The sequence below is a fragment of the Candidatus Poriferisodalis sp. genome (assembly GCF_965198245.1).
Taxonomy (GTDB): domain Bacteria; phylum Actinomycetota; class Acidimicrobiia; order Acidimicrobiales; family Poriferisodalaceae; genus Poriferisodalis.
In genome coordinates, this window is record NZ_OZ240249.1 from 2,448,178 (window position 1) to 2,471,966 (window position 23,789).

A 23,789-nucleotide genomic window follows, 5' to 3' on the forward strand; every position below is an offset into this window, starting at 1 on the left:
GGGCATCGCCGCCCTTCGGCTGAGGCACTGAGCGGAGGGCTCGTCCTCGACGACGCGGCCGCGGCTCAGCTGTGGCTCACACCACTGCCAGGCACCCGCCTCACACCGCTACCAGGCACCCGCCTCACACCGCTACCAGGCACCGGCCTCACACCGCTACCAGGCACCCGCCTCACACCGCTACCAGGCACCGGCCTGACGCCAGTGCTCGAGTTCCTCCCACTCGGCGCCGGCCTCGAGCAGCACCTCCTCGGTGTGCTGTCCGAGCTCGGCCACCTGGTTGCTGAACCGCGTGGGCGTGTCGCTCATGGTGATGGGGCAGCCCACCCAGGTCTGCTCGCCCCATTCGTCATGATCGAGCTTGCCCAGGTAGCCGTTGGCGTATGGCTGGTCACTGGCCACTACGTCGGAATGCGAACGCACCGGGCAGAACCTCTGCTCCTCGGCCTCAAGCCGCTTCGACCATTCCTCGGTGGACCGTGTCTGGAAGACCTCGATGAAGAACGCCCGCATCTCGGCGGCCACTTCCCGGCTCACGAAATAGGCGTTGAACGTGGGATGGTCCACCATGTCGAGACGCTCGATGGCCCTGCACATGCCTGGCCACAGGTGCTCGGGGCAGCCCGCCATGGCGATGTAGCCGTCGGCAGTGGGGAAGATGCCGTAGAGCGCATGCACCAGGGGATGCCCGCCGTTCGAGCGCCCTGCCTCGTTGCCAGTGAGCAGCAGATGGGTGTATTCGACCGCTTGCAGCCAGATCTGCCCGCCCAGCAGGCTGACGTCGACTCGCTGGCCCCGGCCCGTGCGCTCCCGGGCGTACAGCGCCGCAATAACCCCGGTCTGGAGGTTCTGCGAGCCGCAATGGTCGGCCACGAGCGAGCCATAGGTCGACAGCGGCCCGCCGTCATACCCGCTGGAGGCAATCACGCCGCCTGAGGCCTGCCCCGCAATGTCGGCGCCCTCGCGCTGGGCGTCAGGCCCCACAGGGCCCAAGAAGCTGCCCGCCGCCCAGATGATCCTGGGGTTCACTTCGGCCAGTTCGTCGTAGCTCAGGCCCCACTCGTCGAGCGTGCCCGGCTTGAAGTTCGACAGCACCACGTCGGAGGTCTCCACCAGGCGCAGGAATGCCGCACGCCCCGCCTCGACGCGAAGATCCAGCGACACCGATCGCTTGCCCCGGTTGCAGGCAATGAACACTGACGTGTGGCCGAAATCCTCGAGCATGTCCACGTGGCGGCCCACGTCGCCGATGCCCGGCAGCTCGATCTTGATCACCTCGGCGCCGAGGTCGTGCAGCATCTCGGCGGCTTGGGGACCCTGCACCAGCGTGGACAGGTCCAGAACGCGAATTCCGTCAAGTGCACCGGCCATGCTTCCCCCTGAGTCCGTGGATTGCCGATGATGGTAGTGGCGCTTCGCCAACCGCCTGCCAGCGTCCTGGCGGCAGCCCCGAAGCCTGCTGCGCCTGCAACCTGGGTGGTGCCGGGGGGACGGGCTGCGAGAATGGGCCACCGTGACCGGGACCGCTGCAGCGGCAGCTTCAGAGCTCGATGAGGCCAGCGCCCGATCGCTGCGGTTCTCGATTCTGATCTCCGCAATCCGCTGCACGCTCGCCTACGTGATCCTCCCGTTCGTCGCACCGTTCATCGGGCTGGCGCCGGGCGTCGGACCTGCCGTGGGCATTCCCATCTCGCTGGTCGCATTGTGGGCGAACGTCGCCAGCATCAGGCGGCATTGGAACTCCGATCACCGTTGGAAATGGCCCATCAGCGTGCTCAACGCCGGGATCATCGTGCTGCTGGTGATCCTGCTCATTCTCGACATGGGCCAGCTGCTCTAGAGGCCGAGCGGCCCGTGAGCACAGCGGGCAAGAGGGGGAAACACAGGTGTCACCGCGCAGGGCCGCGCGTTTGGCACACTGGCTAGACATGCGGGTACATGTCCCGGCCGCTGCGGCGGCGCTATGACCGCGAGCCCTGTCCCAGCGGTGACGCCGATGCACATTCTCTTTGCCGACAAGATCGATACCGGCCGTCTCGGCCGGCTCGAGGCTTCGGGCCACCACTGCATCGTCAAGCCCGAGCTGACCGCCGAGGAACTTGCCGAGCACATCGAGGGCGTCGAAGTCCTGGTCGTGCGCAGCACCGAGGTGAAGCGGAAGGTGTTCAAGGCTGCCGATCGGCTCGCCATGGTGCTGCGCGCCGGCGCCGGAACCGACACGGTCGACTGCGACGGGGCCGCCAAGTTCGGCGTGTACGTCTGCAATGTGCCAGGGCGCAACGCCGTGGCGGTTGCCGAACTGACGATGGGCTTGCTGCTGGCCATCGACCGCCAGATCCCCGACGCCACCTCGGACCTGCACGAGGGTCGCTGGAACAAGGCCCAGTACATGGGCGCCTCTGGCCTGAAGGGTCGGCGAATGGCCGTCGTGGGCATGGGCGCCATCGGCATCGAGGTAGCCCGCCGTGCCGTCGCGTTCGGCATCGAGGTGTCGGCGCTGTATCGCTCGGATCGCTCGAACGCTTTGCTCGCCGAGATGAAGCGGCACGAGATTGAGGTCGTTCCCGACTGGGACAGCCTGCTGGCCGGGGCCGACATCGTCTCGCTGCACCTGCCTGCCAACCCCGAGACGTCCGGCCTCGTGGATGCAGAGTTTCTGGCGAAGATGCCCGACGGTGCGATCCTGCTCAACACATCCCGCGGCGAGATCGTCGACGAGGGGGCGTTGCTGAGGGCACTCGATGAGCGGGGCATGCGCGCAGGGCTCGACGTCTTCCAGGGGGAGCCCTCTGGAGCCGAGCCGAACTGGCGCTCGCCGCTGGCGTCGCACCCAAGCGTGACCGGCACCCATCACATCGGGGCCTCCACTACCCAAGCCACAGAGGACATTGCCGACGGTGTCGTGGAAGTCCTCGAGGCGTTCTCGACCGGCGAAGTGCTGAACTGCGTGAATCGTGCGGAGCGGCCCCTGGGTCGCAGCACCATCGTGGTGCGACACCGTGATCAGGTGGGTGTGCTCGCAGGCATTCTGATGGCGTTGAGGGCGAGCGGGATCAACGTCTTGCAAATGCGCAACGAGATCTTGGCCGGGCCGAAGCACCATGCAGCCGTTGCCACCATCCGCGTGTCGCGCCAGCCGCCACGCAAAGTGCTCGACGAGCTGCGCGAAATGGAAGCCATCTACGGGCTACGCCTCATCAAATCCTGCTGAACCCGATTCGCCATCGAAACCGTGTCCCGCGTCGGTGACGTGGTGTGGGATCGGCGGGCTGATCAGTAGGAGTGATCGCCTGGGTGACCGGAGCGCCGCACGCATGTCTTTCCGTTGCGTACGCCGACATGGTCGCATCTTGGCTGCGCCACCATGCCTGTTGTGTGCTCTGCTGCCTTCGCTGCGGACAGTTCGTGTAGTTGCTCGGCGATGTCGTGCGCTCCTGCGAGATTGAGTCCCCAAGACTCCTCAAGAAGCTCGCTGCGGTTGTCGACGACGGACAGCACTTCGGGTATCTCAAATACCCGCGCACCGCTTTCGATGTCGCGGCTCTCGGCGATGAGCCCGATGTCGACGAGATGACTCAGACCACGAGCGACGGATCTCCTCGGCCGGTCAGTCTTGTCTGACAGGAAAAGCAGAGTCGCAACCGGAGCTTCCCCCATTGCGTCGATGATCTCCCGAGCCGCCGATCGGTTCCGCAGTCGTGCGACCGCGCAGCGATGCTCCCAGTCATTGATGAATCGTGCTGCTGCTTCGGCGTAGTCGCATGCCACGATCACCGCATCTGCGATGTACTGCGTGGAGGCGTGCATCGCCGCCGCTCGCCCCTCGTCGTCTGGGTCTCCGATGAACGTCGAATAGGGGCGCAGGCTGCGGTAGTACTCGTCGCGGCGCGCATCGATCGCAGCGGAGAGCGGAACGGCTAGCGGCAAGCGCCCCTCGCGTCGCAGCACCAGGTGCATGAGCGCTCGCCCGATGCGACCGTTGCCGTCCGTGAACGGATGAATTGTCTCGAACTGGGTGTGGGTGATGGCCGCCTTGGCCACCGGGGACACCCATACCGCGGAGTCAGATATGTATGCCGCCAGATCCGTCACCAGCGGCGGCACTTCTGTATGCGGAGGCGGCACGAAGTGCGCTCGCTCCGGTGTTCTTTGCCCAGAGCCGATCCAGACCTGCTCGTCTCGCAGCCTGCCGGCGTCGAACTGCTGGTCCGTGTCAGTGAACAAGTCCCGGTGCAGCCTCTCGATGTCTGAGACATCCACTTGGGTAGTGGTGCGGTCCCCGAGATCGAGCGCGTGGCTGTTCATGAGCACACTGCCGTGCGCCTGCCTGTCCCGAGCATCGGTCTCATGGCGGCGCCTGCCTCGCAGCGACTCCAGCAAAGTCAACGACCGTAAAGTGGTAACGATGCCCTCGACGCTGCTCGAGGAGATTCCTTCCGCGCGACCCAGACACCATCTCAGCGACGATGTGGGCGAGACCGCATGGTGCATTTCGGTAAGGCGGCGTTCTGCGTCTCTCACCCGCTCTCTCGTCTCAGGAGAAGGCACGGGTGCCCACCCCTCAAGCGGATGAGGAACGTAAGCTGCATATGGCACTGAGGTGGTCGTGGTTCCCCGCCAGTAGTGGTAGTCCAGGTGCAGCAACCGACCCACGCTCCGCACCCTAGCCAATCAGCACAAATATGGTCGCTACTGGCCGCAAATGACCACATTTGCCGTACGTTGGTCACTCGCGGTTCCCCCGAGCAGCGTGATCCGTCGGCTCACGTGCGCATTCAGCGCACACACGGCCCGTTGACTCTCTGATCAGGCGCCCGAGACGCTGTAGCTGTCCTCGACAACGAGGCGGATGGAGGCGTACAGGGGTCGCTGCTTTGAGCCCTGATGGACCGGCTCATGGGTGTCCGTCATGGGCGCTATGCGCTAACCTCAGACGTTCATGAATAGTTGTCACGCACTGCTGGGCGCCTCGACCGGGACAGCGCGGGGGTCTTCCATCCGGTTCCTTGGCCCCTGGATCGATCGCCGCGCTCGGTACCCCCCCCCCCCCGCACTTATGGACGGTGTCGGCAGGCCGAGGGTAGGTCGTGACCGGCTCGCGGCGCCCGGCGCCGCTGTCCATCCTGCTCATCGCTGCGGCGGTGCTGGCCGCCCTGATCGTCCCGGGAGCAACGGCCCAAGCCCAGGCCCAAAACGAGCGCACGCCACCCTCCAACCTCGTGGCCCGCTTGGTGCAAGGCGGGGTGGAACTCACATGGGACCGGCCCGCCCAAAATGACGAATCCGTGGACGGCTATGAGATCCTGCGCCGCCGACCCAACCGGGGCGAACAGACGCTCACGACACTGATGCCCGACACCGCCACCACCGACACCGCATACTTCGACACCACCGCCACCGAACCCGGAGTGCGCTACAACTACCGCGTCAAGGCAATCAGAAACGGAGTGACCAGCCGCCCCTCCAACACCGCCACAGTGCTGGTACTGCTGTCTGCACCAACCACACGACTCGTCAGCAACACCAGCCAGCCCGAATCGCACACCGCCACCGCAAGCATCACCCAGCAGTACGCGATGGGGTTTCGGCTGGGCAGTCACGGTCAGGGCTACGCAGTCTCTGGTGTGTCGATTGGGTTGGCTGCTGTGCCGTCTGGTTTGAGCGTGTCGTTGTGGGTCGGTGGCGTTGATGGGAATCTTGATGGCAGCGGGGCTCCCCAGCGTGAGCTGTTCGAGTTCGACAACCCGGGCTCCTTCAGGGTCGGCCTGAACAGGTTCGCGGCGCCTGAGGGGGCGTTCGCGTATCCGGGTGTCAGTTATTTCGTGGTGCTGTCGGGTTTCGGGTCGTCGCTGTCGGTCACAGAGACGACATCAGGTGATGAGGATCCCGGCGGCGAGCCGGGTGCTGTCGTGTTGAACGGGGCGCGGGTCCGTGATGTGGGCTCGACGGGGCAGTGGGACAGCTTCTCGGCGCGCAGCGGTGCGCTGCGGATGGTTGTGGAGGGCTCGCGGCGCGGCCGCGGCATCTTGGCCTCGGCGTTGGCACCAGCGGTGTTCGACGATCAGGAGATCATCTCAACGGGCGATGACTGCTGTTTTGAGATGAGGGTCGGGCCGGCGGACCGCTACCTGCTCCGCAATGTCTCTGTGGCGGCGGACTCCGCAGGCACCGGTTACACCACTACTGATCCGGACCTCATTGCTCTGGGCGGTGTCCATACCGGCAAGGACAGCGGGTTCCCCGGCATCCCGTTCAATTTTCAGACCGCGTCTGGCACGACGCTGTTCACCCTGCCCGTTGCGTCTGCCCGGGGAGACCTGACAACTGGCCCGGCTCGCCTGACCGGTCCGCCTGGCATATCTGAATGGTCGTTCCCGCAAGGCGCGACCGTGGCCGGCAACGCGACATACGTCTTCGACATGACCATCGACTCCATAGCCGGCGACGTGCAGGGCTCATCGCGGGGAGGCGTCGTGCTGGGCCGCGTTCTTTGCGCCGCAGCATCCAACTACACCGACGCTCCCTCGGCGCCGGGCGTGACCTTCTCAAGCCACGGCGACGTCATATGCGACACGCCGTCGATGGCTGTGGACGGGGAGCCGCTCGTCGCGATGGTGTCGAACCTCGACCAGGACAACGACAGCTATGCCACCGCCAACTCCACCAATAGTGTGATATCGCAGGGCTTTTCGACCGGACCCGGCACCTACGGGTACCGGTTCCAGGGCATCGGCGTGGACGTCGAGGGCTCCGAGGACTCCAACAGCGACCCGCAGATACCCGACGGGCCGTCGTCGGTGTCAGTCGCCGTGCACGCCGCCAAATCGGACGGCAAACCGGGCGACAAGCTGTTCGACCTGGTCAGCCCCGACCACTACGCAGCCGGCCAGCTCGCGTTCTTCGAAGCACCGCCGGGAACGTACCTGGATCCCGACACGTCCTATGTGATGGTCTGGACCAAGCTCAACGGCGAGGACCACCGGCTCGACCGCACCGCGAGCGACGACCAGGAGAACGACGACCCCAGAAGACTCAAAGGCTTCGCCGTGGCCAACACGTTCCACCTCGGCGGCTCCCTGACCAGCCTCACCGAGTCCACAGACAGCCACGCACTCAAAATCGCCGTCTACGGCGAAGCGGTCGACACTTCATTCTTGGCCGTGCCGCGACTGGAGAGCGACATCGAGATCCCCGACGGGCCGCGGTTGGTAAGCAATGTCGGCCAGTCGGCGTCCGGGGCGATTGTTGCTCAGCAGTACGCGATGGGGTTTCGGCTGGGCAGTCACGGTCAGGGCTACGCAGTCTCTGGTGTGTCGATTGGGTTGGCTGCTGTGCCGTCTGGTTTGAGCGTGTCGTTGTGGGTCGGTGGCGTTGATGGGAATCTTGATGGCAGCGGGGCTCCCCAGCGTGAGCTGTTCGAGTTCGACAACCCGGGCTCCTTCAGGGTCGGCCTGAACAGGTTCGCGGCGCCTGAGGGGGCGTTCGCGTATCCGGGTGTCAGTTATTTCGTGGTGCTGTCGGGTTTCGGGTCGTCGCTGTCGGTCACAGAGACGACATCAGGTGATGAGGATCCCGGCGGCGAGCCGGGTGCTGTCGTGTTGAACGGGGCGCGGGTCCGTGATGTGGGCTCGACGGGGCAGTGGGACAGCTTCTCGGCGCGCAGCGGTGCGCTGCGGATGGTTGTGGAGGGCTCGCGGCGCGGCCGCGGCATCTTGGCCTCGGCGTTGGCACCAGCGGTGTTCGACGATCAGGAGATCATCTCAACGGGCGATGACTGCTGTTTTGAGATGAGGGTCGGGCCGGCGGACCGCTACCTGCTCCGCAATGTCTCTGTGGCGGCGGACTCCGCAGGCACCGGTTACACCACTACTGATCCGGACCTCATTGCTCTGGGCGGTGTCCATACCGGCAAGGACAGCGGGTTCCCCGGCATCCCGTTCAATTTTCAGACCGCGTCTGGCACGACGCTGTTCACCCTGCCCGTTGCGTCTGCCCGGGGAGACCTGACAACTGGCCCGGCTCGCCTGACCGGTCCGCCTGGCATATCTGAATGGTCGTTCCCGCAAGGCGCGACCGTGGCCGGCAACGCGACATACGTCTTCGACATGACCATCGACTCCATAGCCGGCGACGTGCAGGGCTCATCGCGGGGAGGCGTCGTGCTGGGCCGCGTTCTTTGCGCCGCAGCATCCAACTACACCGACGCTCCCTCGGCGCCGGGCGTGACCTTCTCAAGCCACGGCGACGTCATATGCGACACGCCGTCGATGGCTGTGGACGGGGAGCCGCTCGTCGCGATGGTGTCGAACCTCGACCAGGACAACGACAGCTATGCCACCGCCAACTCCACCAATAGTGTGATATCGCAGGGCTTTTCGACCGGACCCGGCACCTACGGGTACCGGTTCCAGGGCATCGGCGTGGACGTCGAGGGCTCCGAGGACTCCAACAGCGACCCGCAGATACCCGACGGGCCGTCGTCGGTGTCAGTCGCCGTGCACGCCGCCAAATCGGACGGCAAACCGGGCGACAAGCTGTTCGACCTGGTCAGCCCCGACCACTACGCAGCCGGCCAGCTCGCGTTCTTCGAAGCACCGCCGGGAACGTACCTGGATCCCGACACGTCCTATGTGATGGTCTGGACCAAGCTCAACGGCGAGGACCACCGGCTCGACCGCACCGCGAGCGACGACCAGGAGAACGACGACCCCAGAAGACTCAAAGGCTTCTCTTTGGCCAACACGTTCCACCTCGGCGGCTCCCTGACCAGCCTCACCGAGTCCACAGACAGCCACGCACTCAAAATCGCCGTCTACGGCGAAGCGGTCGAGGGCAGTTTTGTGGGCAGCGCCCGCTTTGTGAGCAGCGGTTACCAGGTGACCCCGGACTGGCTCCACACACCGCACGACGCCCGTGTCGGGGACCAGTTCAGGGTGGTCTTCGTTACAGGCCACGCAATAGACGCCACGTCTGGGGACATCGCCGACTACGACGCCCTTGTCCAGATGGAAGCCAGAGGCGAGTCCACGCGCCCAGGAGTTGCCGCTGGGTACACCAATGAGGTCATTCAGAACGTCGCTTCGGAGTTCAAGGCGGTGGTCTGCACCGCCGCGATCGACGCGCGGACGCACACCGGGATGACCGACGCCTTAGGCGTGCCGATCCGCTGGCTGGACGGCGGCTGGGAGGATCACCCCACGCTGATCGCCAACTCCTACAACGAGTTCTTCGGCCCCCAGTGGCAAAACGAAGAGTGGGGCGCCTACGTCACCGGGAACTCCGCCTCCTTGTACGAGATCTCCTCGCACGAGGCGAACAAGGGCGACAAGATCCGGACCGGGATCTGGACCGGGTGCAACTCCACAGGAACGGCACATCAGATGTACTTCGTGGGTTCGCCCGATGGGTTGGCCACCTTGGGCACGCCGGGAGATGTGAACACCAGCAATGCTCCGATTGGCCCCTCCGATTCCAGTAAGGGCGCGGTCGCCATTCTATTGAGCAAGTACCGGCCGCTCTACGCGATCTCGCCCGTCTTCACGGTCGTCCCCAAGAGGTGACCCGGCTCGTCAGCCTTGCCGCGCAACCGACCTTGCGAAATCCGCGAGAAACCCTTCCCCAAAGGACGATGTGATGACATCAAAGACTGGTGGACCGGCTCATGGGCACCCGTCATGGGTGCTATGGGCTACCCTCAGATTTTCATGAATAAGCATCACGCAATGTTGGGTGCGTCGACCCAGACAGCGCAGGGGTCCTCCATCGAGTTCTCGGGGCCTGGATCGATCGCCGCGCCCGATACCCCCCCCCCCCCCCCAGATATGGCGAGTGTCCGCAGGCCGAGGGTAGGCCGTGACCGGCTCGCGGCGCCTGGCGCCGCTGTCCATCCTGCTCATCGCTGCGGCGGTGCTGGCCGCTTTGATCGTCCCGGGAGCAACGGCCCAAGCCCAGTCCCAAAACGAGCGCACGCCACCCTCCAACCTTGCGGCCCGCTTGGTGCGAGGCGGGGTGGAACTCACATGGGACCGGCCCGCCCAAAATGACGAATCCGTAGACGGCTATGAGATCCTGCGCCGCCGACCCAACCAGGGCGAACAGACGCTCACGACACTGGTGTCCGACACCGCCACCACCGACACCACGTACTTCGACACCACCGCCACCGAACCCGGAGTCCGCTACAACTACCAGGTCAAGGCAATCAGAAACGGCGTGACCAGCCGCCCGTCCAACACCGCCACAGTGCTGGTGCTGCTGTCCGCACCAACCACACGACTGGTGAGCAATGTCGGCCAGCCGCGCTCGGCCACCGCAAGTATCACCCAGCAGTACGCCTTGGGGTTCAGGCTGGGCACCCACGGCCAGGGCTATGAGATCTCGAGCGTGTCGATCGATTTGGCTGCCGTGCCGTCTGATCTGGCGGTGTCGCTGTGGGTCGGCGGCCCTGACGGGATGACCGTTGTTGACGGCACTTCGGATGTGCAGCGCGAGCTGTTCGAGTTCGACAACCCGGCCTCGTTCAAGGCCGGCCTGAACAAGTTCACCGCTCCTGAGGGAGCGTTCGCGTACCCGAATGTCAACTACTTCATCGTGCTGTCGGGTTTCGGCTCCTCGCTGTCGATCAAGCAGACCGCATCAGACCACGAGGACCCCGGCGTCGAGCCCGGAGCCATCCTGTTCAACAGTGCGGTGGTCCGAGCGCTGGGTTCGACCGGACGCTGGGACAGTCCCGCGACGCGCGGCAGCGTGCTGCGCTTGGCCCTGGAGGGCTCGAAGCGCGACCGCGGCATCCTGGCTGCGAACTTCACGGGCGCCGCGGGCGGCCAGGAGATCATCTCAGTCGGCGATGACTGCTGCTTTGAGATGGCGGTCGGATCAGCGGACCGCTACCTCATCCGGGGTGTCTCTGTGCCGGGGGACGACACAACCGTTAAGGGCGGCTTCTTCGGCATCCCGTTCCAGATGCGGAACAGCAGCTCGGACGACACGCTGTTCACCCTGCCCTATGCATCCGCCCAAGGAAGCCTGGTGGACGGCCCGCTGCGCCTGACTTCCCCGGCAGGCATGTCTGACTGGACGGCGCCCCAAGGCGCAACCGTGGCCGGCAACCAGACATACGTCCTCCACATGAACATCCGCAGCATCGAGGGAGACACCCTGGCTACTACGAGGGGAGGCGTCGTCTTGTCCCGCATAGGTTGCTCCGACATTGTCAGATACACGGACACTCCGTCGGCGCCGGGCGTGACCCTCTCAGATCATGGCGACATCGCCTGCCCCACGCCGCAGATGGCCGTGGACGGGGAACCGCTCCACGCGATGGTGGCGAACCTCCGTCAGGCCGACGACGGCTATGTCACCGCCAAAGCCACCGGTGACGTGGTGGTGTCGCAGGGCTTTTCGACCGGGCCCAGGGCGTACGGCTACCGGTTGCAGGGCATCGGCGTCAACGTCGAAGGCTCCGACGACACGAGCAACAACCCGCAGATACCCGACGGACCGTCGTCGGTGTCGGTAGCCGTGCACGCCGACTCCGGCGGCAAGCCCGGCGCCAAGCTGTTCGACCTCGTCAGCCCCGACGGATACGCGGCGGGCGACATCAGCTTCTTCGAAGCACCGACGGGAACAACGCTGGCGCCGGACACCTCTTACGTGATGGTCTGGACCTACCGCAACGGCGAGGAGCACCGCCTCCAGCGGACCCTGGGCGACGACGAGGACGGACGCGGGACGCTCGACGGCTTCACCATGGCGAACGCCTTCTATCACGGTGCCGATCTGAACAACCTGACCAAATCCTCAGACGACCACGCACTGGAAATCGCCGTCTACGGCGAAGCCATCGACGCTGCGTTCTTGGCCCAGCCGCGGCCGGTCAGCGACATCGAGGTCCCCGACGGACCGCTGCTGGTGAGCAATGTCGGCCAGTCGCGCTCGGCCACCGCAAGCATCACCCAGCAGTACGCCTTGGGGTTCCGGCTGGGCAGCCACGGCCAGGGCTATGAGATCTCTGGTGTGTCGGTCGATTTGGCGGCGGTGCCGTCGTCTGGTCTGACGGTGTCGTTGTGGAGCGGCGGCCCTCCTGGGACGACTATCAACGCTTCGAGGGCGCAACGCAAGCTGTTCGAGTTCGACAACCCGGGCTCCTTCGAGGTCGGCCTGAACAGGTTCACGGCGCCCGCAGGGGCTTTCGCGTACCCAAATGTCAACTACTTCATCGTGCTGTCGGGTTTCGGCTCCTCGCTGTCGATCACAGAGACCGCATCAGACGACGAGGACCCCGGCGGCGAGCCCGACGCCGTGCTGTTCGACAATGCGGTGGTCCGAGCGCTGGGCTCGACCGGACGCTGGGACAGCCCCTCGACGCGCAGCGGCGGCCGTGTGCTGCGCCTGGCCCTCGAGGGCTCGAGGCGGGGCCGCGGCATCCTGGCTGCGAACTTCACGGGCGCCACGGGCACCAACTTTGAACAGGTCTCGGTGGGCGATGACTGCTGCTTCGATATCGCGGTCGGATCAGCGGACCGCTACCTCATTCGCGGCGTTACTGTGGCGGCGGACGACACAACCCCTCTAGGCGGCTTCTTCGGCCTCGAGTTCGAGCTGCAGAACAGCTCGGACGAGACGCTGTTCACCCTGCCCTATGCCTCTGCCCAAGGAGCCTTGGCAGAGGCCCCATTGCACCTGACTGCCCCCCCAGGGCTCAATGATTGGACGGCGCCCCAAGGCGCGACCGTGGCCGGCAGCAAGTCATACACCTTCCACATGAACATCCGGAGCATCACTGGGGACACCGTGGCTCACACGAGGGGAGGCATCACTGTGGGCCGCGTATATTGCTCCGAATTAGCCAACTACACGGACACTCCGTCGGTGCCGGGCGTGACCCTCGCAGCTCATGGCGACCTCGCCTGCACCACGCCGTCGATGGCTGTGGACGGGGAGCCGCTTGTCGCGATGGTGGCGAACCTCGACCAGGACAACGACAGCTACGCCACCGCCACGTCCACCAACGACGTGATATCGCAGGGCTTTGAAACCGGACCCAGCGCGTACGGGTACCGGTTGCAGGGCATCGGCGTCGACGTCGAGGGCTCCGACGACTCCGACAGCGACCCGCAGATACCCGACGGACCCTCGTCGGTGTCGGTGGCCGTGCACGCCGCCAAATCGGACGGCAAGCCCGGCGTCAAGCTGTTCGACCTGGTCAGCCCCGGCCATTACGCAGCCGGCGAGCTGGCGTTCTTCGAAGCACCGCCGGGGACGAGGCTGGACCCCGACACGTCCTATGTGATGGTGTGGACCAAGCTCAACGGCGAGGACCACCGGCTGTGGCGGACCTTGAGCGACGACGAGGAGGACGACCCCAGAAGGCTCAATGGCTTCGCCGTGGCAGACGTGTTCTACCGCGGCAGCTCCCTGACCAGCCTGACCGCGTCCGCCAGCAGCCACGTACTCGAGATCGCCGTCTACGGCGAAGCGGTTGAGGGCAGCTTCGTGGGCAGTGCCCGCTTCGTGGGCGGCGGTTACCAGGTGACCCCGGACTGGCTGCACACACCGCACGACGCCCGTGTCGGGGACCAGTTCAGGGTGGTGTTCGTCACACACCACGCAACGGACGCCAGGTCCGGGGACATAGAGGAATACAACGAACTTGTCCAATTCGAAGCCTCTGGCCGCAGCAAGCGGGATGAGACATTGGGGCCGTTCACCGATCCGGTGATACGCAGCGTCGCTTCGCAGTTCAAGGCGGTGGTGTGCACCGCTGCGGTCGACGCGCGGACCAACACCGGAATGACGGACGCCTTGGGCGTGACGATCCGCTGGCTGGACGGCGGCTGGGAGGATCGCCCCACGCTGATCGCCAACTCTTATGACCAGTTCTACGGCGGCGTGTGGGTCAACAGCGACTCTGGTGCCTACGTCACCGGGAACACCGCCTACTTCGACCCGGGCGACGACCCGGGCGATGACACGAGCCACACGATCTGGACCGGGTGCGACGCCAAAGGCGCCGCGCATCCGGAACTCCCGATGGGCACGAACTCGCCCATGGAGATGGTCGCCGTCGGCACACCGAACGATCCCGAACCCAACAACGCCCCCCTGGGTGCCGTCGACGTGAGTTCCGGATACGTGGCGCGCCCTTACTTCTTCACCATCGCCGGCGTAACGCGGGAGACGCTGCTGTCGCTCTACGCGATCTCGCCCGTCTTCACGATCGTCCCCGAGAGATGAGCTGGATCGCCGGCGTTACCACGCAACCGACCTTGCGAGGTCCTCGAGAAACCCTCCCCCAAAGGACGATGTGATGACATCGAAGATACGCATCAAACGGATCGGCTCAGTCCCCAGGGTTGCGCCTCTCCTTGAACCGTCGACCGGGGCCCTGAGCACTCACCGGGGCGTCGTGGTGGCCCTGCTGGCAATGGCGCTGGCAAGCATGGCCGTCTGGACGACGCCGGCGTCGGCGGACACCGAAGAGGCTGCAGAGCCGGTCTGGTCGGCCGACATGACGGTGGTGGAGTACAGCTCCGTCTCGGTCGGGGCAACCAGCGCCGACCTCTTCTCCAACGTCGGCGGAAGCGGGAACCTACAGATCAAGTCGCTCTGGTCCCACATACCGGGCCGCGATCTGCGCTTGGCATTCCAGGAGGACATTCCCAACGCCGCGGACTACACCCTGCAGGTCGGCGACCTCTCCCTGGAATTTCCTGCGGACAGCTCGGGCGCCAGCAACTTCAAGTGGACTGGCGTGGACGTCGACTGGGAAGACGGGCAACTCATCCGCGTACACATCGTGCTGACGTCCGAAATCGACGCTCCACAAGCACAAGCCAACACCCAGGCCACGGGCGTCCCCACCATCAGCGGCACGGCCCAGGTAGGCGAGACACTGACGGCGGACACCTCAGCCATCGCTGACGAGGACGGACTGGACAGCGTTTCCTACCACTACCAGTGGATACGCAACGACGCCAACATCGCGGAAGCAACCGATTCCACCTACACGCTCACCGACGACGACCAGGACAAGACCATCAAGGTGAAGGTGTCATTCATCGACGACAACGGGAACAGCGAGACACTGACCAGCGCCGCGAGGGCGCAAGTCAGCGAGAGGCCGCAGTTCCTGGTCAGCAACCTGGGCGTCGGAGTCGAAGGCGCCGGCGGGATTCAGCGCACCCTTCACGCGGCTCGATCAGGGTTTGCCCAAGCATTCGTGACGGGCTCGAAGACCAACGGGTACGCACTCGACGCCGTCGACATCGGGGTGTCGCACTTCTACGATGAATCGACCGCGGCGGACCAGTTTCGGGTGACGATCAACGGGGTCACCAGCGAAGGCACGCCGGGCGACGAGCACTGCACCCTGACCAATCCGTGGAGCTTCTCGACACCGGGAGTGATCGCCTTCGAGGCGCCAACGGGTGAAGGCCCCTGCCAGCAACTGGCGGCAGAAACCACCTATTTCGTCGTCGTCGAGTGGCTCGAGCCGGGCGGAACAGGCGCATTCGCAGTCATTCCGCAGACCTATCCCACCGAGAAATCAGCCGCCACCGAAGAGGACCCGGGCGGTGCGCAGGGCTGGTCGATCGCCGACAAGTCCTACTACCTCTCCGTCAGCTCCGACACCCGGACATGGACTGAATACGACGAGACAGCCAGCTTCAAGATCAAAGTGAAAGGCACCGCTGCGGCCGGCGAGCCCGCCGAGGCGACATGGACGGCATTGATGTCAGTGGGCGCCAGCCGGCTGGGCGACGAGGCGTTCCACGGATACAGCATCGTCGGTCCGGTGGGGTCGCTCACATCGACCCAGTTCGCCATAAGCGACACCCTCTACACCACCGTCGGGGTGCTCGCAACCGTCGGCGACACCCTGTGGCTCACGCTCGGTGGTGCACCCCCACAGACATTCACGCTCGAAACCGGCGACCGCCAGTTCAATTCCGCAGACGCGACCGTTCACCGCTACGGTTACCCGACGGTATTCCAGTGGCCCCGCGCCTCGCTGCAGTGGTTCGAAACAGAAATCGTGAGCGTGAGCATCACCTTGCACACCGACACCCACGACGAACCGCTCTAACCGCACACCCCCAAGCTTGCGGCCACCACGGACTGCACAGCCAGCGGAGCGATCTGCACCAAGACAAGCGACCTCAGGAAGCTGTCCAACTCGCTAAGAGCGTGAGCGGATAGGTGGCGACGTCCGGCAGCCCCACGGCCCGGACTTTGCGCAGAAATGCCGCCACAGACGGCAAAATTGCACAAAGAAGGCGTGACAGCAACTTTCCGAGACGTCACCTATCCGCGCGGCCTCTCAGCGTCACCGTCAGCGGGCCGGGCCAGTAGGGGGACCAACTATCGGGTCCCCGTCGGCTGCGTCGAGCAGCGCAATGGAGCTCGGGAGCTTCTACGAGTTGTCGGTGCCGCGTGCGTTCAGCCGCCGAGGACACTGTAGCTGTCATCCACGACCAAGCGGATGGAGGCGTACAGGCCTACCAGCGGGCACAGAACCCAGGGAGCGTTGATGCCCAGGATCAGAGCAGCGAGCTCGCTTCTTCTGATGCTCCGGTGACGCTTCGCGACGAAGAAGCTCATCAGGTAGGCCGAGGTCGCATACGTCCATTGCCAGAACAGCATGATGCCGACGATTCCCGCCGCCATCGGTGGCAAGAATTCCGTCGCAAGAGCTGCGTACAGGATCAACGAAGGGACGGCCGTCACGAAGCCGTTGCCGACGTCGACGTTGAACCCATAGCTACGACGATCCGCGAATGAACCGTCGTAGGTGGAGTACGTCGCCCACACATCAGCCCAAACGGTCGGTGAGAGCGCAGCCTTCAGCGGAACCTTGGTCTTGAGAAACTCGGCCGCCGGGCTCCGGCCGGTTTCCTGCCGTCTCTCACGCCAATAGACGGTGCGAGATTCGACGTAGTCCCGTCGAAAGAAGAGGCAGATCTCCCAGTTGAATCACACCGAGTCTTGTAGAGGCTCGGGTTGTTGAGTCACGGCCGGGGTGGCTGTGACGGTTTGACGGTAGTAGGCGGTTTCGTGGTCGGCGGGTGTGGTGTAGTTGCCGCTGCCGGTGAGCAGGGCGCTGTGGCTTCGTCGGTGGTTGTACCAGTCGACGTATTCGAGGGTGGCGAACTCGACATCGCGCAGTCCTTGCCACGGTCCTCGTGAGTAGATCAGCTCCCATTTGAACAGGCCGTTGAACGACTCGATCATGGCGTTGTCGTAGCTGTCCCCTTTGGTGCCGACCGACGCGACGATGTCGTTGTCCGCGAGGCGCTGGCTGTAGCGAATGGAAAGATATTGCGATCCGCGGTCGCTGTGATGAGTGACCGTGTCGATGCCGTGGCCGTCGCGGCGTCGCCCCGAGATGGCCATCTCCAGGGCGTCGAGCGCCAGCTCGGTGCGCATCGACCGCGAGGCCTGCCAGCCCAGGACCCGGCGCGAATAGGCGTCGATCACGAACGACACGTACACCCAGCCGCTGCGGGTGCGCACATAGGTGAGATCGGCGAGCCACAGCCGGTTCGGGGCCGGCACTGTGAAATCCCGGTTCACCAGGTCCGCGGGCCCGCAGGCGTCGGGGTCGCTGGTGGTGGTGCGCACCGTACGCCCCCGGCGGGTCCCTTCGAGGCTCAGCTGGCGCATCAGCCGCTCCACAGTGCAGCGAGCCACCGTGATGCCCTCGACGCGGTTGAGGTGATCCCACACCTTGGCCGCCCCGTACGCGTCGTAATTGTCCCGGTGCACACGAGCGATCTGCTCGCACAACCAGGCGTCGCGCTGCGCCCGAGCCGACGGCGGCCGGCACCTGGCTGCGTAATAGGTGGACGGGGCGATCCCGACGCCGTGCTCGCACAGCACAGCGCAGATCGGCTCGACCCCGAACCGGCCTCGATGGGCGTCGACGAACGCCACTATCGCTTCGACTGGCGGTCGAGCTCCGCCCCGAAGAAAGCCGACGCCGCCTTCAATATCTCGTTCGCTCGGCGCAGCTCACGGTTCTCGCCTTCGAGCTCTTTGATCCGAGCCCGCTCCGCTGAGGTCACCCCGGCCCGGGTCCCGCCGTCGATCTCAGCGCGGCGCACCCACAGCCGCACCGTCTCCGGGGTCGGGCCCAGCTTGTCGGCGACCGAGCAGATCGCCTCCCACTGCGACCCATAGCAGCGCTCGTTGTCGAGCACCATTCTCACCGCACGCTCACGCAGCTCGGCTGGATATCTCCCATTTCCTGGCATCGCTCCATCCTCTCAAGGAACAGAGCCTCCACCAAACCCGGTGTGATTCAAGTAGCAGATCACGAGGTTGGTCGAGAGGAACAGGGCCAGGACCAGATACGTGAACCCGATGCTGGGGTGCCAATACTGGCGATGTGCAATGCCCAAGGCCGCGAGCAGCGCAATCTTCAGTGCCGCCAACAGTCCCGCCGGCAATGTCAGACACCTCTCGCTCGCTTGCGGTGCGAGGAATTCTTCGCCAAGGCTGCATCGCGCCAGGCGACCGTGTCGGCGATGGCGTTGAAGGTGAACACGTGCAGGCCGGCGACGTCGAGCCGATCTGCGTGGGGCGCGATCTTGTCGACCAGCCCGCTCGGGTCATAGCCGCCGGGGCGCAACAGGCGTGCCACAGCACCAGTGTTCTTGCGCAGGTAACGCAGTGACGCGCCGACCCCCAAGCGACTGCCGATCCGCAGCAGGCGTGAGGGATCAACCGATCCGGGAATGCCGAGGTGTACGGGCAGCGAGAACCCGCTGTCACGCTCGGCGGTCAGCCATTCCACGATGGCCTTCGGGTGAAAGCACATCTGGGTGGATGCATGGCCCTCGATGCCCGCCTCGGCCAACAGCACCTGTTTGACATGCAGCGCTTCGTGCAGCACGGCGTCAGTGATGAGCGCATGCCCTTCCGGGTAAGACGTGACGCCGATGTGGATGAGCGAATGGGTGACCTCGCGCAGCGCTTCCAGCAGCCCGACTGCGCTGTCGAATGGGCCGGCGGGGGAGGTGACATCGCCGCCGACCAGGAAGATCTCGCTGAGGCCCATCGATTCGATCCGGCCCAGCAGCTCTTCGAGGTGATCACGACTGGCGACCATGCGAGCAGCAATGTGGGGCACCGGGCGATGGCCCAGCGAACACAGCTCCGCGGTCAGGTCCAGCGTGTCTTCGAGCGTCTTGGAGGCCGAAGCGGTCACCGACACCGGCGACTGGGGCGGAAGATGTGGGAGCTGTTCGGCGAGGTTCCGCAGCGGGATGAGCTCCCACTGGGCTTCAGCCAGCAGCCTGCGGCGTGCCTCCATTCAGCTCAGGCCGACGATCTCGCCGTCGGCGTCGAGGTCGATGTGACGGGCGGCCGGGTCACGGCCGAGGCCGGGCATGGTGCGCATGTCGCCGCAGATCGGGTACACGAAGCCGGCACCCACCGACGCACGCACCTCGCGCACCGGCAGTGTCCAGCCCGTCGGCGCACCCTTCAGCGACGCATCCGACGAGATCGACAGGTGGGTCTTCGCGATGCACACGGGCAAGTTGCCGAAACCGTTTCGCTCGTAGCTGTCGAGTTCACGATTCGCCCGGGCGGTGTAGCTCACGTCGTCGGCGCCGTACACGTTGGTCGCCACGGCCTTGATCTTGTCCCGCAGCGAAATGTCGTCGGGATAGAGCACCGCAAAGTCCGTCGGTTCCTCTGCGGCTTCGGCCACTGCGCCGGCAAGCTCGGCTGCGCCTGCTCCGCCATTCGCAAAGTGCGTGCACCGGGCCGAGCGGGCGCCGTACTCCGATGCGATCTCGGCGATGGCGTCGAGGTCGACTCCGTGATCGCCGGGGAACTCGTTGATGGCAACCACCGGCGACACCCCGTGCATCCGCACGTTGGAGAGCTGCTTGCGCAGGTTGTCGCCGCCGGCGTGGACCTCGTCGGGGTTGGCTTCGAGCAGGGCCGGGGGCAGGGGCCGCCCCGCAACGATGCGGTGGTTGCCCGAGTGCGCCTTGAGGCCCCGCACGGTTGCGACGATGACGGCCGCGTCGGGGGAGACGCCCGAATAGCGGCACTTGATGTTGAAGAAGCGCTCGGCGCCCATATCGGCGCCGAATCCGGCTTCGGTCAGCAGGAATTCGGACGAGTGGATGCCGATGCGGTCGGCCACGATCGAGGAATTGCCGGTGGCGATGTTGCCGAAGGGCCCCGTGTGCACGAGCGCCGGGGAACCCTCCAAGGTCTGCATCAGGTTCGGCTTGATGGCCTCGCGCAGCAGCACCGCCATCGAGCCGGCTGCGCCGATGTCCTGCGCGGTCACCGGTTCGCCCGAGCGGGTGTAGCCCAGCACGATGCGGCCGAGCCGGGCCCGCAAGTCCTCCATCGAGGTGCACAGCGCCAGGGTCGCCATCACCTCGGACGCAGCGGTGATGTCGAAACCGGATTCGCGGGGAATGCCGTCGAGGCGCCCGCCGAGCCCGAGGGTGATGTTGCGCAACGCCCGGTCGTTGACGTCGAGCACCCGCCGCCAGGTGATGTTGTGGATGTCGAGACCCGATTCGTTGCCGTGGTACAGGTGCGCGTCGAGCATGGCAGCGCAGAGATTGTGTGCAGCCGTCACGGCGTGCATGTCGCCGGTGAGGTGCAGGTTGAACAGGTCCATCGGGACCACCTGGCTGTAGCCGCCGCCGGCTGCACCTCCCTTGATGCCGAAGGTGGGCCCCATCGACGGTTGCCGGATGGCAATCGTGGCGGTGCGGCCGATGTGGGCGAAGGCCTGCCCGAGACCCACGGTCGTCGTTGTCTTGCCCTCGCCGAGAGGCGTCGGCGTGATGGCGGTGACCACCACATAGCGCCCTCGAGGCCGGTCGGCCATTGCTTGGGCTGCCTCCAGCTTGATCTTGGCGACGCCCGTGCCGTACAGCTCGAGGTACTCCGACGGAATGCCCGCCTCGTCTGCAATCTCGGTGAGCGGTCGGATTGTCGCCGCAGAGGCGATCTCCAGGTCGCTCGGAAATTCACTGGCTGCTGTCATGGCGCGCGCCCCCTGTGCCGTGCTGACGGATGCGGCCCCTCAGCCGCTTCACGTTCCCTCAGTGTCGCTCATCAGCGCGTTCCTGAGTTACCCTTCCGCGCTAGTCTGTTCCACTGAGCGGAACTGTTCCATCATACAGAACAGCATTGGCCGGATCGGTCACTCTCGCATGTCGTACTCTGGCGGCGCCCAGGGCCGAATATCGGTTGCATGCTTGTCTGTTGGAGGGGGTTGGCATGAGCGAGTTTCCCGAGAGGGCCGACTGTGTCGTCATCGGCGCAGGAATCGTCGGCAACTGCCTAGTCGGCCATCTCAGCGACCTCGGCTGGACCGACATCGTGCTGCTCGACAAGGGTCCCCTGCCCAATCCGGGGGGCTCGACGGGGCATGCATCGAACTTCATCTTCCCCGTCGACCACTCGAAAGAAATCGTCGACCTCACGGTGGAGAGCCAGCGGCAATACGAGGCCCTCGGATTGCAGAACACCTGCGGAGGGCTCGAGGTGGCCCGCTCACCCGAACGCCTCGAAGAGTTCCGCCGACGCATGACCTCTGCCAAGTGCTGGGGGATCGAGTCCAAGCTGCTCACCGTCGACGAGGTCGTCGAGCTGGTGCCCTTCATCGATCCGAGCGTCATTCTGGGCGGCTTCTACACGCCCAGCGTGTCCGCGGTGGATTCCCTGGAGACGGGCACGCAGATGCGCAAGCGTGCCCAGGATGCCGGGCACCTGTCGGTGCATGCGAACACCGAGGTACTCGACATCGAGACCGCCCCGGGTCCCAACGGTGCGCGGGTGGCGGCCGTCGTGACCGACAAGGGACGCATCGAATGCTCCACGGTTGCGATCGCCTGCGGCGTGTGGAGCCCGAAGCTCGCCGAGATGGCGGGGGCGACGATTCCATTGACGCCTGCCGTGCACCAGATGGTCGACGTCGGCCCCTTCGATATTTTGGTGGAAACCAATCAAGAGTTGGCCTACCCGATCGTCCGTGACATGGACACGTTCTGCTACGAGCGGCAGTCCGCTGGCTCGATGGAGGTGGGCAGCTACGCCCATCGACCGATCCTGCATCGCGTCGAGGACATCCCCTCGAACGAGGAAGCGGCCCTCAGCCCCACGGAGATGCCATTCACACCTGACGATTTTGACGAGCAGCTCGAAGAGGCCATCGAGCTGATGGAGTTCCTGGGCGACGGCGAGATCAAGTACGCCATCAACGGCCTGCTGTCACTCACACCCGACGCAGGCCCACTGCTCGGACCCACCGTCGAAGTAGAGAACTTGTGGTCGGTGGCCGCAGTCTGGGTCAAGGAAGGCCCCGGCGTCGGCCGTCTGGTTGCTGAATGGATGACCTACGGCTACCCGCGGCTGACCGATCCGCACAGTTCGGACGTGACGAGGTTCTACAACCAGGATCGCAACGTCCACCACATCGAAGCCCGGGCCGACGAGCACTTCAACAAGACCTACGGAATCGTGCACCCACGAGAGCAGTGGGCAACTCGACGCAACGTGACGTGCGGCCCTGCGAAGGCCCGCACCGATGAGCTGGGCGCCTTCTACTTCGAGGCCGGCGGCTGGGAGCGACCGCATTGGTACTCCTCGAACGCTGATCTCGTCGAGCACTACGGCATCGGAGGCCGCACTCACGAGTGGGATGCCCGCTGGTGGAGCCCCATCACCGATGCCGAGCATCTGCACCTGCGCGAACACTGCGGTCTGGTGGACATCTCGCCCTTCCAAGTGTTCGAGGTGTCGGGTCCCGATGTCGTGCCCTACATCGAGAGGATGGTCGTCAACAAGTGCGACCTGCCCGTCGGGCGGTCGATCTATACCCCTGTGCTCACACCGGACGGCGGCTTCCGTTCGGACCTCACCATCGTGCGCCTCGCGCAGGACCGGTACCGCATCGCCACCGGTGCGTTCGACGGCGGCCGCGACGAGTACTGGTTCCGGCACAACTTGCCCGCCAGCGGCGTGGCCTTCGAGAATCGCACCGAGGCCCTCGCCACCTATGGCGTGTGGGGTCCCAACTCTGTCGCGCTGCTGGCGACCCTGACCGAGACGGACCTGTCCCAGGAGGCGTTCGGTTACGGGCAGGTGCGCAACGCGCTGCTGGCCGGGATCCCGGCGCAGATGTTCCGTATCTCCTATGTCGGTGATGCCGGCTTCGAGATCTACTGCGCCACCAGCGCCGGTCTCGCTTTGTGGGATGCCATTGCCGAGGCCGGGCAAGACTTCAACCTGCGACCGGTCGGAGCAGGTGTCTACGGCACCACCGGGCGACTCGAGAAGGGTTACCGGCTCATGGGCGCTGAGCTCGAGAACGAGTACAACCCGGTGGAGGCGGGCCTGGCACGGCCCCGCGTGAAGGCCACAGACTTCATCGGCAAAGAGGCTTACCTTGCAGCCCGCGAGGCACCGCCCGTCGCCCGGCTGGCAATGCTGCGCTTCGAGAGTCTGCGCTGCGCCGAGGGCTACGACCGCTTCCCGATGGGAGCCGGCAACGAGCCGGTCCTGACGCCGGCGGGCGAACGGATCACCGATTCGCACGGCAGGGTGAGCCGCGTGACGACCGCTGGCAACGCGCCATCACTCGGCGCTTACCTGGCGATGGCCTACCTGCCCAGCGAGCTGGCGACGGCGGGCACCGAGCTCTCAGTGATGTACCAGAACGAGTTGTATCCGGTGACGGTGGCGGCCACCGGATCGAACCTCGCACTGTTCGATCCCGATGACAGCGCCATGAAGGCCTGAAGGGC

Annotated in this window: 12 protein-coding genes and 1 other annotated feature; of the genes, 6 read left to right on the top strand and 6 right to left on the bottom strand. The window is 65.3% G+C overall.

From position 1 onward, the window contains the following. Nucleotides 1-180 precede the first annotated feature (180 nt). Complete coding sequence (locus ACOCMM_RS11080; protein ID WP_419553214.1) at nt 181-1,371, bottom strand: CaiB/BaiF CoA transferase family protein; 1,191 nt, start codon at nt 1,369-1,371, stop codon at nt 181-183. Nucleotides 1,372-1,513: 142 nt separating this feature from the next. Between ACOCMM_RS11080 and ACOCMM_RS11085 the strand changes: the two genes are divergently transcribed. Together ACOCMM_RS11085 and ACOCMM_RS11090 are read left to right on the top strand one after the other, a co-directional pair. Next, nucleotides 1,514-1,840 carry a hypothetical protein gene (locus ACOCMM_RS11085; RefSeq protein WP_419553215.1) on the top strand — a complete coding sequence of 109 codons (327 nt, stop codon included), beginning with the start codon at nt 1,514-1,516 and terminating at the stop codon, nt 1,838-1,840. A gap of 156 nt (nt 1,841-1,996) precedes the next feature. Next, nucleotides 1,997-3,211, top strand: coding sequence for an NAD(P)-dependent oxidoreductase (locus ACOCMM_RS11090; RefSeq protein ID WP_419553216.1), 1,215 nt, complete (start codon nt 1,997-1,999; stop codon nt 3,209-3,211). Nucleotides 3,212-3,273: 62 nt separating this feature from the next. On the opposite strand, the gene ACOCMM_RS11095 is transcribed toward ACOCMM_RS11090, so the two are convergent. Then, nucleotides 3,274-4,386, bottom strand: a complete 1,113-nt coding sequence (locus ACOCMM_RS11095; protein ID WP_419553217.1) for a Fic family protein — start codon at nt 4,384-4,386, stop codon at nt 3,274-3,276. Between the two features lie 701 nt (nt 4,387-5,087). Here ACOCMM_RS11095 and ACOCMM_RS11100 point away from each other — a divergent pair. The 3 genes from ACOCMM_RS11100 (at nt 5,088) to ACOCMM_RS11110 (ending at nt 16,087) form a co-directional block, all read left to right on the top strand. Continuing rightward, complete coding sequence (locus ACOCMM_RS11100) at nt 5,088-9,560, top strand: choice-of-anchor R domain-containing protein (protein WP_419553218.1); 4,473 nt, start codon at nt 5,088-5,090, stop codon at nt 9,558-9,560. 292 nt (nt 9,561-9,852) lie between these two features. Beyond that, nucleotides 9,853-14,235, top strand: coding sequence for a choice-of-anchor R domain-containing protein (locus ACOCMM_RS11105; RefSeq protein WP_419553219.1), 4,383 nt, complete (start codon nt 9,853-9,855; stop codon nt 14,233-14,235). A 73-nt stretch (nt 14,236-14,308) separates the two neighbouring features. Beyond that, nucleotides 14,309-16,087: a choice-of-anchor R domain-containing protein gene (locus ACOCMM_RS11110; RefSeq protein WP_419553220.1), complete on the top strand. Its 1,779-nt coding sequence runs from the start codon at nt 14,309-14,311 to the stop codon at nt 16,085-16,087. Nucleotides 16,088-16,440: 353 nt separating this feature from the next. Here ACOCMM_RS11110 and ACOCMM_RS11115 read toward each other — a convergent pair whose 3' ends face one another. From ACOCMM_RS11115 to ACOCMM_RS11130, 4 genes are all read right to left on the bottom strand, one after another. After that, complete coding sequence (locus tag ACOCMM_RS11115; protein ID WP_419553221.1) at nt 16,441-16,812, bottom strand: hypothetical protein; 372 nt, start codon at nt 16,810-16,812, stop codon at nt 16,441-16,443. Between the two features lie 162 nt (nt 16,813-16,974). Beyond that, nucleotides 16,975-18,254 (bottom strand): IS3 family transposase gene (locus ACOCMM_RS11120; protein ID WP_419551710.1). Its coding sequence is split into 2 segments (ribosomal slippage): nt 16,975-17,975 and nt 17,975-18,254, totalling 1,281 coding nucleotides; the frame shifts between segments, so codons are not numbered across the junction. Further along, nucleotides 17,848-17,976 (bottom strand) — a sequence feature (AL1L pseudoknot). Its footprint overlaps the gene before it by 129 nt. 197 nt (nt 18,255-18,451) lie before the next feature. Then, nucleotides 18,452-19,315 carry a methylenetetrahydrofolate reductase gene (locus tag ACOCMM_RS11125; RefSeq protein WP_419553222.1) on the bottom strand — a complete coding sequence of 288 codons (864 nt, stop codon included), beginning with the start codon at nt 19,313-19,315 and terminating at the stop codon, nt 18,452-18,454. Beyond that, nucleotides 19,316-21,025, bottom strand: coding sequence for a formate--tetrahydrofolate ligase (locus ACOCMM_RS11130; protein WP_419553223.1), 1,710 nt, complete (start codon nt 21,023-21,025; stop codon nt 19,316-19,318). 236 nt (nt 21,026-21,261) lie between these two features. On the opposite strand from ACOCMM_RS11130, the gene ACOCMM_RS11135 reads away from it, so the two are divergent. Beyond that, on the top strand, nt 21,262-23,784 hold the full coding sequence (locus tag ACOCMM_RS11135; RefSeq protein ID WP_419553224.1) for an FAD-dependent oxidoreductase: 2,523 nt from the start codon (nt 21,262-21,264) through the stop codon (nt 23,782-23,784). Nucleotides 23,785-23,789: the final 5 nt, after the last annotated feature.

Coding starts and splice junctions, on each gene's coding strand:
- ACOCMM_RS11080 (WP_419553214.1), bottom strand. CDS start 1,371: ATGGCCGGTGCACTTGACGGAATTCGCGTTCTGGACCTGTCCACGCTG.
- ACOCMM_RS11090 (WP_419553216.1), top strand. CDS start 1,997: ATGCACATTCTCTTTGCCGACAAGATCGATACCGGCCGTCTCGGCCGG.
- ACOCMM_RS11110 (WP_419553220.1), top strand. CDS start 14,309: ATGACATCGAAGATACGCATCAAACGGATCGGCTCAGTCCCCAGGGTT.
- ACOCMM_RS11125 (WP_419553222.1), bottom strand. CDS start 19,315: ATGGAGGCACGCCGCAGGCTGCTGGCTGAAGCCCAGTGGGAGCTCATC.
- ACOCMM_RS11130 (WP_419553223.1), bottom strand. CDS start 21,025: ATGACAGCAGCCAGTGAATTTCCGAGCGACCTGGAGATCGCCTCTGCG.
- ACOCMM_RS11135 (WP_419553224.1), top strand. CDS start 21,262: ATGAGCGAGTTTCCCGAGAGGGCCGACTGTGTCGTCATCGGCGCAGGA.